The sequence below is a fragment of the Mesotoga sp. H07.pep.5.3 genome, assembly GCF_002752615.1.
GTDB classification, from domain to species: Bacteria; Thermotogota; Thermotogae; order Petrotogales; family Kosmotogaceae; genus Mesotoga; species Mesotoga prima.
Genome location: NZ_AYTV01000012.1, coordinates 534,375 through 545,018, shown reverse-complemented (window position 1 = coordinate 545,018; position 10,644 = coordinate 534,375). Strand labels below are relative to the sequence as shown.

At 44.0% G+C, this 10,644-nt stretch carries 12 protein-coding genes; 5 read left to right on the top strand and 7 right to left on the bottom strand.

Annotated features, from left to right (window positions below):
* Positions 1 to 3: 3 nt before the first annotated feature.
* A complete protein-coding gene (locus V513_RS06315) occupies positions 4 to 1,077 on the bottom strand; it encodes a DUF362 domain-containing protein (protein ID WP_099772061.1) in 1,074 nt (357 codons plus the stop codon).
* Complete coding sequence (locus tag V513_RS06310) at positions 998 to 1,318, bottom strand: hypothetical protein (protein ID WP_049794037.1); 321 nt, start codon at positions 1,316 to 1,318, stop codon at positions 998 to 1,000. The genes V513_RS06315 and V513_RS06310 overlap by 80 nt, the downstream gene beginning before the upstream one ends.
* Before the next feature lie 150 nt (positions 1,319 to 1,468).
* On the opposite strand from V513_RS06310, the gene V513_RS06305 reads away from it, so the two are divergent.
* The 3 genes from V513_RS06305 to V513_RS06295 all read left to right on the top strand — a co-directional run bounded on the left by V513_RS06305 (position 1,469) and on the right by V513_RS06295 (position 4,972).
* The gene (locus V513_RS06305) at positions 1,469 to 2,017 is read left to right on the top strand and encodes a 3'-5' exonuclease (RefSeq protein WP_014730528.1); all 549 of its coding nucleotides are present in this window, start codon (positions 1,469 to 1,471) and stop codon (positions 2,015 to 2,017) included.
* Positions 2,018 to 2,238: 221 nt separating this feature from the next.
* Positions 2,239 to 4,392 (top strand): ribonucleoside triphosphate reductase, encoded by a 2,154-nt coding sequence (locus V513_RS06300; RefSeq protein ID WP_014730527.1) that lies wholly within the window; start codon positions 2,239 to 2,241, stop codon positions 4,390 to 4,392.
* Complete coding sequence (locus tag V513_RS06295) at positions 4,310 to 4,972, top strand: anaerobic ribonucleoside-triphosphate reductase activating protein (protein WP_041928073.1); 663 nt, start codon at positions 4,310 to 4,312, stop codon at positions 4,970 to 4,972. Before V513_RS06300 ends, V513_RS06295 begins: the two co-directional genes overlap by 83 nt.
* 97 nt (positions 4,973 to 5,069) lie before the next feature.
* On the opposite strand, the gene V513_RS06290 is transcribed toward V513_RS06295, so the two are convergent.
* The 5 genes from V513_RS06290 to V513_RS06270 all read right to left on the bottom strand — a co-directional run bounded on the left by V513_RS06290 (position 5,070) and on the right by V513_RS06270 (position 9,977).
* Positions 5,070 to 6,260: a POTRA domain-containing protein gene (locus V513_RS06290; protein ID WP_099772060.1), complete on the bottom strand. Its 1,191-nt coding sequence runs from the start codon at positions 6,258 to 6,260 to the stop codon at positions 5,070 to 5,072.
* Between the two features lie 9 nt (positions 6,261 to 6,269).
* Complete coding sequence (locus tag V513_RS06285; RefSeq protein ID WP_014730524.1) at positions 6,270 to 7,514, bottom strand: ABC transporter substrate-binding protein; 1,245 nt, start codon at positions 7,512 to 7,514, stop codon at positions 6,270 to 6,272.
* Positions 7,515 to 7,530: 16 nt separating this feature from the next.
* Positions 7,531 to 8,352 carry a carbohydrate ABC transporter permease gene (locus V513_RS06280; RefSeq protein ID WP_006492433.1) on the bottom strand — a complete coding sequence of 274 codons (822 nt, stop codon included), beginning with the start codon at positions 8,350 to 8,352 and terminating at the stop codon, positions 7,531 to 7,533.
* Positions 8,345 to 9,277 carry a carbohydrate ABC transporter permease gene (locus tag V513_RS06275; protein ID WP_006492432.1) on the bottom strand — a complete coding sequence of 311 codons (933 nt, stop codon included), beginning with the start codon at positions 9,275 to 9,277 and terminating at the stop codon, positions 8,345 to 8,347. The genes V513_RS06280 and V513_RS06275 overlap by 8 nt, the downstream gene beginning before the upstream one ends.
* Before the next feature lie 103 nt (positions 9,278 to 9,380).
* A complete protein-coding gene (locus V513_RS06270; protein WP_006492431.1) occupies positions 9,381 to 9,977 on the bottom strand; it encodes a class I SAM-dependent methyltransferase in 597 nt (198 codons plus the stop codon).
* A gap of 124 nt (positions 9,978 to 10,101) precedes the next feature.
* On the opposite strand from V513_RS06270, the gene V513_RS06265 reads away from it, so the two are divergent.
* Together V513_RS06265 and V513_RS06260 are read left to right on the top strand one after the other, a co-directional pair.
* Positions 10,102 to 10,410 carry a DUF5320 family protein gene (locus V513_RS06265; RefSeq protein WP_006492430.1) on the top strand — a complete coding sequence of 103 codons (309 nt, stop codon included), beginning with the start codon at positions 10,102 to 10,104 and terminating at the stop codon, positions 10,408 to 10,410.
* A gap of 4 nt (positions 10,411 to 10,414) precedes the next feature.
* Positions 10,415 to 10,642 carry a DUF5320 domain-containing protein gene (locus V513_RS06260; RefSeq protein WP_039882872.1) on the top strand — a complete coding sequence of 76 codons (228 nt, stop codon included), beginning with the start codon at positions 10,415 to 10,417 and terminating at the stop codon, positions 10,640 to 10,642.
* Positions 10,643 to 10,644 lie beyond the last annotated feature (2 nt).

The following is a 10,644-nucleotide window of genomic DNA, read 5'->3' as shown; positions in this document are numbered from 1 at the left end:
CTCCTATTTAAAAAGACGTCTCGTAAAAACAATAGCATCTTCGGGACAAAGCTCGTGACAGACGTAACATGTTATGCACTTGTTGTAGTCTATGGCAAATCTGTTTATGTCAATAGCTTTTGCTGGACACGCGTTTTCGCAAACACGACAGCTCCTGCATCTTTCTCTATCTATCTTCGGAAATTTCGTAACTATTCTTCTCAGTATAGCTGCGCCATAGACACCAATGAAGTTAGTTTCGGGAAGAAGGAGTTTCTCAGGGTGTACTTCGTCACCAACTATATCATAGTCACCGACCAGGCCTCTGTCTCTAGCTATTTGCAGTATCGGAACTTTTGAATGGTTGACGCCGAATAATTCCGCTATAGCATCGTCCAGTGCAAAAACATCTCTTGACATCCCAATTATTCCTGGTTTGATAATCCTACCGTTCGAGGGACCGTTACCGTCCATCCCATTTATACCATCAATTACGGTTAGATCTGCCCTCAGATGAACGGCGAGATCTAACAGCATCTTCGAAAACTCCTTCATGTTTCTGACTCTGAAATGCCAGCCCTGTTTCTTTGCACCAGGAACACATCCAAAAAGGTTCTTCACCCCTAGTGTAACCCGAGTTAGTGCATGAGTCTTGAGCTTAGGCAGATTTATCAGGAGATCAGTTTCAAGAACTGGTTTTGAAATAAGGAAACTCCTGTATGTCCCCTCGTCAAAGACGATTTGAACGGGGTCATCAAAATCCAGCAGAGGTATTCCCAACTCTTTGCACACTTGGGAGATTCCAGAAGCATATCCCGCAACAGAAGTGCTTACGCTAGCGGGAGAATCCCCAACGCTCACCTCTGCTCCTCTTCCAAGAAATAATTCTGCAACTGCTCTAACAAACAAAGGGTTCGTGGTTACACAACTTTCCGGTGATCTTGCCGATAGAAGATTGACTTTCAGAAGAACCTTCTTTCCCCGGAGAGTTTCGTCGAAACCGATCAGATCTAGCCCCTCACTGATCTTCTCCCTGCACTTTTTGTATTCTGGACTGCTTAGGATTGCTACCCTTTTCGTTTGGCTCCCGTTTCCCATATATTATCCTCTTCTTCTTCCTTCTATCGTCAACAATGCATGATACTCCTTCGGGTAACTTCACTTCGGAAGAACCCAGAGTCTCTACGATGACTTCTTCGGGAATAGAGGTAATGGCCCAGAGATCTGTAAGATAAAGCCTCTCGCCCGATCTGATCGGTGCTTTCTGAACCGCTGATTCAAGGGCCCTCCTATAGCGTTCCGTTATTTCCTCTTCGGAATGGTTTACTTTGTCATCCACTGTGGATCACCTCATAGAAATTATACTCTATTGACCGCCCACAAACTGGGAAGAAAGCGTAAAGGATCTTCTGATTTCTTCGCACTTCCAACTTGACATCCTTTCCGAAAGAGATCCTTTCGTTATAGAATGAGAAGAGGGGGAAGTCCTTTGGAATTTGTAGTGATAGACACAGAGACAACCGGGATGAATCCATACCGAGGAGCCAAACTCATCGAGGTGGCTGGCGTTCGTGTGAAGAACTGGGAACTATGCAGAGATGACTTTTTTGATTCTCTCATTGATCCCGAATGCATAATTCCAATAGCAATAACTGCCCTTACTGGAATAAGCAACTTGACCGTGAAAGACAAGTCAACAGTTTGCGATGTTCTCAGAGGCTTCTATTCTTTTGCTGGAGACGCAACACTGGTAATTCACAACGCCCCTTTTGATCTTTCCTTCATTAACTTCTATGGTGATAAATGTGGACTGGGTAAGCTTCGGAATCAATTTATCGACACAATAGAAGTCTCAAAGGCCGTCTTCAGATATGGGAGAAACAACCTTGATATTCTTTTGGCAAGATTGGGTATTATACCTGAATCGAGACATAGAGCATTAGGTGACGCACTGGCAACTGCCGAGGCCTTCGTTGCGATGTTAAATAGAATTGGTACAAATAACGTTACCCGTTTCATAAAGAAACCCAACATTTAACACATTTCACTTTCTTCAAACCTTAAGTTCCTATGAATTCTAAAAGTCTCTCAGGAACTCGTGCTTAGACAGCCGTTATCACTTCCCTAGAAAATAATAAAACTTCCCAACTGAGATAATTATAGGGGGTCTATTTTTGAAATAACAATATATTGTGGTACAATCAACTTTGGACACAATTTGTGGGGATATTTCATTATCATATTTATGGAGGTATCGTGATGCTTAATGTGAGAAAGAGAAACGGAGCCATAGTAGGCTTCGATCTAGATAAGATAATCAACGCTATGAAAAAAGCATTCGATGCAACTGAAACCCATTATAACGAAGACATACTTGAGCGGGTTGCGTTGAGGGTTGTGGCCGATTTTCAGCCTAAAGCCACGGATAATCTAATCGACATCGAAGATATTCAAGACTCTGTGGAAAGAACGCTTGAAAGTCTTGGATTCACAGATGTTGCCAAATCTTACATTCTTTATAGGCGACACCGTGAAAAACTGAGAGAACTCGATTCCTCGATGCTTGACTTCTCGAAAACAGTTAATAGCTATCTGGACATGCTTGACTGGCGAGTTCACGAAAATTCCACGGTGACCTACTCAATAGGCGGGCTGATTCTTCACAACAGTGGAACGGTAACTGCCAATTACTGGTTGAGAGAAATATACGATCCTCAGATTGGCAATGCTCATCGTGAGGGAGACATTCACATTCACGATCTTTCAATGTTGTCGGGCTACTGCGCTGGCTGGAGTCTTAAGCAATTAATAGAAGAAGGCTTGGGCGGGGTGACAGGAAAAGTCTCTTCATCACCGGCAAAACACCTATCAACCCTGGTGAACCAGATGGTAAACTTCCTCGGAATACTCCAGAATGAATGGGCAGGCGCTCAGGCTTTCTCTTCTTTCGACACTTATTTGGCACCATTTGTGAAAATTGACAACCTTTCTCTCAAAGAGGTGAAGCAAAACATCCAGTCGTTTGTCTTCGGAGTAAATACTCCTTCGAGATGGGGAACGCAGGCACCCTTTACAAACATCACGCTGGACTGGGTAGTGCCGACGAAGTTGAGGACACAGCCTGCAATTGTCGGTGGGAAGGCCCTGGACTTCACATACGGAGATTGTCAGGAAGAGATGCGAATGATAAATCGCGCCTTCCTTGAAGTTTTGGACGAAGGAGATGCTAACGGCCGGGGCTTCCAGTATCCGATACCAACCTATAATATTACGAAAGACTTCGATTGGGAAGACGAAGATGCAAAGCTTCTTTTCGAAATTACCAGCAAATATGGTACCCCGTATTTCCAGAACTTCATCAACTCTGATTTGGATCCCGACGATGTAAGAAGCATGTGCTGCAGGCTTCAGCTTGACAAGAGAGAATTGAAGAGAAGGGGCGGAGGTCTATTCGGCTCAGACGAATTTACTGGATCGATTGGAGTTGTAACGATCAACCTTCCGAGAATCGCATATTTGAGCAAGAACGAAGAAGAGTTCTTCGCAAGACTTTCAAAAATGATGGACCTCTCGAGTAGGAGTCTAGAAATAAAGAGAGCAGTAGTCGAGAAATTGAATAACGAAGGTCTCTATCCATACACAAAGAGATACTTGAAGAACTTTGACAACCATTTCTCAACTATAGGCTTGGTGGGCATGAATGAAGCGAGCTTGAATGCAAGGTGGATAAAAAAGGCGATTTCAGAAGAAGAGGGCTACCAGTTTGCACTTAGGGTTCTGGACTTTATGAGAAGCAAAATGATGGACTATCAGGAGGCAACTGGCCATCTCTATAATCTTGAGGCAACTCCGGCAGAATCAACTGCCTACAGGCTGGCTAAGACAGACAAGGAAAAGTTCCCTCAGATCATTACTGCGGGAAAGGAGAATCCGTATTACACGAATTCCTCGCACCTTCCCGTTGACTACACTAGAGACATTTTCAGTGCACTCGACCTCCAGGAAGAGCTTCAACAGAAATACACGGGTGGGACAGTCTTTCATTCCTTCCTTGGAGAGAGAATTTCAGACTGGGAAACTACAAAGCAGCTTGTAAGGAAGATAGCTGAGAATTACAAAATACCGTACTTCACAATTTCACCAACCTATTCAATATGTCCGGATCACGGGTACATAAGGGGAGAACACTTTACCTGTCCCGAATGCGGAAAGCCAACTGAGGTTTATTCAAGAATAACGGGGTATTACCGACCTGTACAAAATTGGAATACTGGAAAGCAAGAAGAGTTTAAGACACGAGAAACTTACAGAGTGGGGAGAGAAGGAGTAGATGAATTTCGCAGGAATAGAGAGCGTAAGCCTAGTGGACTATCCGGGGAAAGTAGCTCTGACACTGTTTACCTCAAGTTGTAATTTTGATTGTGCTTACTGCCACAATTCAGAACTGAAAAAAAGGGTTAAGGAAGAATTGGGGGAATCGGAAGTTTTCGATTACCTCGACAAAAGAGGAAAGCTTTTGGACGCAGTGGTCATAACCGGAGGTGAGCCAACCCTAAGAGCCAGTGAACTGTTGCCGTTTATGCGGAGGCTCAAATCACGGTTTCCAGAAACCCTTCTGAAGATCGACACGAACGGCTGGAATGCTGATATCCTGCAGGAGTTTCTTAAGATCGTTGACTATGTTGCGATCGATTTGAAGTCACTCCACTACGAAATCTTTTCACCTGTGAATCTGAGAGAGATCGAAGACAGCATAGAAATAGCGAAGGGATTCGCAAATCATGAGATAAGAATTACAATGTTCCCCCCATATCTTCCCGAAGATGATTTTGAAGAGCTATCTAAAATCTGTGGAGGAGCATCGTTAGTTTCAGTTCAGCAGTACAAACCAGTTGCCGGCTTATGTGAAACGCCACCGTATCCCTCAAGCGTTCTTAAAAGATTTGCCGACCTGATTTCTGATCATGCGCAAAAAGTAATAATCAGAGAGTAAAGAGATTCTAGTGCAGAGCAACCGGCCGCGTACAGCGGCCGGTGCTTTTCTATTACATTTTCAAGCTATTTGCTGGAATAACGAATGTTCGACTCGTCTAGTTCAACTCTAGATAGAATTTGAGTCCACTTCCTCCAAAGAATAATTGAGGTTCTACCGCAACACCAAGCGGTGTCTTCCATTCGAAACCGATTCCAATGGACATCCCAAGAGTTTCATTATCACCGAGAGCTCCCATGAGGTAGAGCTTCGGTATAAAGACGCTCATTTCATCGGAAGGGGAGATACCAAAACTCTCGGTAAGAGGGATTCCGGCCTCCAGTATTTCTAACAGGAAAAATCTCGGATTGAAGGAATAAGGTTCCCACCCCTTGAGATCAAGATTACCGCCGAGATAAAACTGTTTCGTCACAGGCGCCTGGCCGAAATAAGTTAATCCTGCCATTGTATCGCTTTGGACGTAGATTCTACCGATTATTCTATACCAGTACGTGAATGAAGCTTTTTGATTTAGGTAATTGATTCCTTTTCCGAACCCGTAGGAGAGGGCCGTCTGACCATAGAAATTCCCTCTTTTCTCTTCATAATTCTCCTCGTCTCCAAACGCGAAGGCCCCTGAAAGGATTGATAGCGAGTAGTTATTCAACGGTGTAGTATCGAACGTCGCCTTTTCATATGTGTAAGATATCCCGACAACTAAGTCTTCGAAGGGATAGGTTGTTCCAGCACTAAACGAGTCCAGCGTAAGAATCAAATCGTCCCTCCAGGGAACTTCTCTGAACAGAGTCAGTTCCAAGAAAGGATCTAACCCGCTTCCAAAGGCACTAAAAGTGCTTGCACCCAAAGTAAGACCGCCCCAGAAGAATTGAGGTTTGGGAAGAACCCCCAGTAGTTTTTCATCGGTAAATCTCAGGAACCTGATACCTCCATAGAGGTTGACACCTGAACCCAAAAAATTCTTGTCTCCAACCCCCAATGACAGATACTCGCCAAAGTACGGGTAGATAGTGTTGCGCTCTTGAACTGAAATTATTAGTTTGTAGTCGCCATCGGCATCATTCAGCTGGAGGTAGACATCTGTGAAAAGCCCGCAATCCTCAAGATTTCTCTTCGCCCTGTAAACTTTCTCGATATCCAGCTCTTCACCAATCTGTAGCCCCGAGATGTTTATTACTACTCGCGGGTTTGTTTTATGAACTCCTGTAACCTCTATCCCCACAATTCTGTCCGCACCAAAAGCTGTCAATGAAAATAATAAGAGCACTGTTGCCAAAATTACTCGCTTCATATCATCACCTCACTTCAGCAGCTCATTGACTTTGATTACAGCTTCATCAAAAGCTGGTTTGGGTTCCGAAACGCCTTTCCTTACCTGTTCTACTGCGTTGTATAGAATATTCCTGATCTCGATAATGTTCGTATGTACTGGTCTTGGCCTGGCAAAAACCACTGATTCTATAGGCGCCTTCAGCTGCGGGAACCTCTGCCAGATAAGCTGAATCTCCAGAGAATCCATAGCCGACTTGAGAACAGGCATGTATCCAGTCCCCTCATACCAGAACAAAGTGTTCTTTTCCGAGACCATCCACTTGATGAAGGTCCATGCAGCCTTAACCTTCTCCTCCGAAAGTCCCGACATGATGGAAAGCGAACCACCACCGAGTGTTGTTGCCTTTTGCTTTCCTTCAGGAAGTGGAGCTACCCCTAAATCCCAAGGGATGTTCTCCAGTGCATAGCGGATTCCTCCACTGGTCATTGGCCCCATAGAGATTCTACCCATTGTGAATGACTGGATACCTTCATCGATTGTTAAATCTGCTGGGGAAAGGCCCTCTGCAAACCAACGTCTCCATGTTTCCAAAGCTTCGATTCCTTCGGCAGAGTTGATGATGCACTCAGTCATGTCTTCATTGAAAATCTCTCCACCATTTTGCCAGACTAAAGGTTCAAACTGGTAAAACATGGTGTCTACTCCCCACAAAAGACCGTATTGAGAAGGCCTGGAATCTGATGATTTTCTGATTGTAAGCTTTCTGGCATACTCCTCCAGTTCTTCCCAGTTTTTGGGAGGTTTATTGGGGTCTAATCCAGCTGCTTCGAAGTGGTCCTTGTTGTAGAAAAGCATTAAAGCACTTATGTTGAAGGGCAATGCATAAGGTTTACCATCGCGAATTATAGTCTGCCAGAAGCTTTCGACGAAATCTTCTGCACTGAGTGTGGGATCATTTGAAATCAGATCTGTAAGATCTTGTAACGATCCATCTTTGGAGAAAATTTGGATATGTTCAATGTTTACCTGTGCAATATCCGGACCCTTTCCTGCTAGCAGAGCAGCTTTCAACTTTGTTACAGTCTCATCGTATGAACCCTGAAAGATTGCCTTCACTTCGATGCCGTCATGAGACCTGTTAAAATCCGCAACGAGCTTATCGATTATTGGTTTCTGATAATCGGACATCGAGTGCCAGAAAGTAAGTGTCACGGCTCCCAACCCAGTAAGCGAGAAAACTAACAAGGCAAATACAGTAATTATTCTTTTCATCTTTTCCTCCTTTTCACTATCCTTTTAGTCCCGTAAGAGTTATTCCCTTAACGAACTGCCTTTGAGCTATGAAATACGCAATCATAATCGGAAGTGTAGCTACAACGGTGGCGGCCATGAACTCTCCCCACTGAATTCCCCCTTCTGATTTAAACATCGCGAGACCGAGCTGCACGGTCCTCATCTTCGGCTCACTTATTACCAGAAGCGGCCAAAAGTAGTTGTTCCACGACCACATGAACGAAAAGACAGCAATTGTTGCTATAGCCGGTTTGGTAAGTGGCAAAAAGACATTGACCAAAGTGCGTAGAGGACCACAACCGTCAATTGTTGCTGCGTCTTCCAGATCTCTTGGAATAGTTAGAAAGAACTGCCTCAGAAAAAAGATCGAAATAGCGGTCGAGGCATGAGGCAAAATCAATCCAAGATAAGAGTTGTCCATGTTAAGTTTCATGACGACCAGGTATTGAGGAATCATGACAACCTGCTGTGGAATCATCATAGTTGCCAGAAAAACATAGAATATCACATCTCTGCCACGAAACCTCATTCTAGCAAAAGCGAATGCTGCCAAGGAAGCCGTCAAGAGCTGCAAGAAAGTCGTTGCCAATGCTACAACAGTACTGTTTAAAAGATACCTAGCAAATGGAACTTTGGTAAAGACACTTACGTAGTTCTTCATTGTAAACTCTTTGGGTATCAGTGAAAACGGATCCCTAAGTATCTCCTTTAGATCTTTGAATGATGTCATAAAAGACCAGAAGAAGGGAAAGACCATTACAATGGCTCCCACCACAAGAATTACATACTTGACAGTTCTACCGACCCTTTTACTCATAATGAACAGTCCTCTCAATTGTTCTAACCTGAAATACAGTGAGCGAAATAACAAACAGGAATAGAACAAAGGCCATTGCAGCGGCATAACCGAATCGATAGTAAGAGAAGGCTTCACGATAGAGCCGAAAAACAACTACCGAAGTTGTGTTAAGTGGTCCTCCGTCGGGAGTCATAACCATTATCGGTCCAAAGACCTGAAAGGAACTTATGCTAAACATTATCAGAAGAAAAAATGTTGTTGGCGATAAGAGAGGAACGGTGATCTTCCTAAGCATCTGGAATTTGCTAGCTCCACTAAGCGAGGCTGCCTCATAGTATGTCGTTGGGATGTTCTGAAGCCCTGCAAGATAAACGACCATTGCGTATCCAATATTTTGCCATATTCCCATAAGGATTATCACAAAAAGAGACACACTCGGCCCCTGAAGTACTTTGGGAAGTGTAATTCCAGTCCAGTTCAGGAGGATCTGAAAAATCCCTTCTGGATTTGTCAACCAGTTCACGTATTCTCCTCCAAGCGATGCAATTATGTGATTCACATATCCCAGTTCCGTGCTGAACAGAAAACTGAAACCCATGCCTGCTGCAATTGGCGAAGTCACTACCGGAAGAAAGTAAATCATCCTAAAAAAGCCAATTCCCTTCATTGTGGAGTCGTTCAACAAGGTTGCTATGAGAAATCCTATAAGGAGCGAGAAGGGCAGCACGCCGAGAATATAGTAAGCAGTATAAAGCATGGAATCCCAGAATTCACTCGATGAGAGAATCTCTGAATAATTCCTGAGACCTACAAAGGTCATGTTTGGAGAAAGATCCCATTCGAAAAGGCTTATTGCAAATGAATAAAACAGTGGGTAAAGCATAAAGAAAGCTATTATAAGGCCCGCAGGCGCTATAAATAGGTACGGGATAAATTTCTTCACCTGTGTCTACCCCCAGAATCCTCTTCTCAAGAAACTACATCGGCAATACGACACCGTAGGGCTTAAAATCCTTGAACCTTCCTGAACAAACTCAATGAACATCTTACTCACAACGACAAATGTACCACCCAGTAGAGGAAGATAACCTCCTTCTATCTACAACAGGAAAGTACTCTTTCAGCTCTTCGAAAGCCTTTGGCACAAACTTTCTGTAATCACTTCTCTCGAAAAACTCAACAGTAGAGATCAATGGATTTCTGTTCGGAAAAAACTCATGGATCAAGACCTCTTTATTGCAAATTCTTCGACTCTCCTTGTAGAACTTTTCTCTACCTTCACGTTTATGACCGTGAGTGACATAAGAGGCAACAAGAAGATCAAAACTGCTGTCCTCAAAAGGAAGTTTCTCAAAGAAATCACCTTGAACAACCGATACACCACTACCCCTCAAATTGTGCCTGGCAATCATAACCATGGCGGCAGAGGCATCCACGGCAGTCACTTCATACCCTAGCTCGCTAAATGCCAGCGCAAGGGCACCAGTTCCGCAACCAATGTCTAAGACACTTCTTATCCCTTTTCCAAGCAGAGATCGGTGTTCTTTCAGCAACTTTCGATAGCTCTTTAGCTGCGACTTGAACGCAACATCATAAAAGGGAGCAATTAATGTAAAAAGTAATACGTGAGCCCTGTTTCCCATTGATCCTCCTTATCTAGATACTATCAGAAATAAAGCATAATTCTACAACGAGATGCTTGTCTTGACATTTTATATCTGAATTTGTATAATATATATGATAAGTGCATATATAGGAGGTGACTATATGCCATATGGATCAGGTCCAATGAGGTTTAGAGACGGGTCATGCAGATTCTATGGATATGGCCCAGGGTACGGAGCGGGATACGGAAGAGGTATGGGATATGGAAGGGGATTTGGCCCCGGAAGAGGATATGGTTATTACGGACCATACGATTACGACGTAGAGATTTCTCCGGAAATGGAACGTCAAGATTTAAGAGAGTATCAAGCTTTCCTAAAGAAGGAACTCGACATGATCAATGAGGAACTTAGAGAAATAGAGAAAAGGCTTGAGACACTTCAGAACACAACCAGTGCGGAGGAGGAGTGACATTATGCCGTGGAGAGATGGAACAGGTCCTGAAGGCTACGGACCAATGACCGGTTGGGGCATGGGCAACTGTGCACCCAGAGACCGAGTGGTAGGGCCCGCTTACCCGGTTAGAAATTATTCGTACAGGTTTTTCCCGAGGAGAAGGCTCTTTCTCGGGAGAAGAATGGGTTTTGGAGCGGGATTTGGTCCCGGAAGAGGCATGGGTTACGGCTTCAGGAGATGGTGGTAAGC

Coding starts and splice junctions, on each gene's coding strand:
- V513_RS06300 (WP_014730527.1), top strand. CDS start 2,239: ATGCTTAATGTGAGAAAGAGAAACGGAGCCATAGTAGGCTTCGATCTA.
- V513_RS06270 (WP_006492431.1), bottom strand. CDS start 9,977: ATGGGAAACAGGGCTCACGTATTACTTTTTACATTAATTGCTCCCTTT.
- V513_RS06280 (WP_006492433.1), bottom strand. CDS start 8,352: ATGAGTAAAAGGGTCGGTAGAACTGTCAAGTATGTAATTCTTGTGGTG.
- V513_RS06265 (WP_006492430.1), top strand. CDS start 10,102: ATGCCATATGGATCAGGTCCAATGAGGTTTAGAGACGGGTCATGCAGA.
- V513_RS06260 (WP_039882872.1), top strand. CDS start 10,415: ATGCCGTGGAGAGATGGAACAGGTCCTGAAGGCTACGGACCAATGACC.
- V513_RS06295 (WP_041928073.1), top strand. CDS start 4,310: ATGAATTTCGCAGGAATAGAGAGCGTAAGCCTAGTGGACTATCCGGGG.
- V513_RS06315 (WP_099772061.1), bottom strand. CDS start 1,077: ATGGGAAACGGGAGCCAAACGAAAAGGGTAGCAATCCTAAGCAGTCCA.
- V513_RS06285 (WP_014730524.1), bottom strand. CDS start 7,514: ATGAAAAGAATAATTACTGTATTTGCCTTGTTAGTTTTCTCGCTTACT.
- V513_RS06290 (WP_099772060.1), bottom strand. CDS start 6,260: ATGAAGCGAGTAATTTTGGCAACAGTGCTCTTATTATTTTCATTGACA.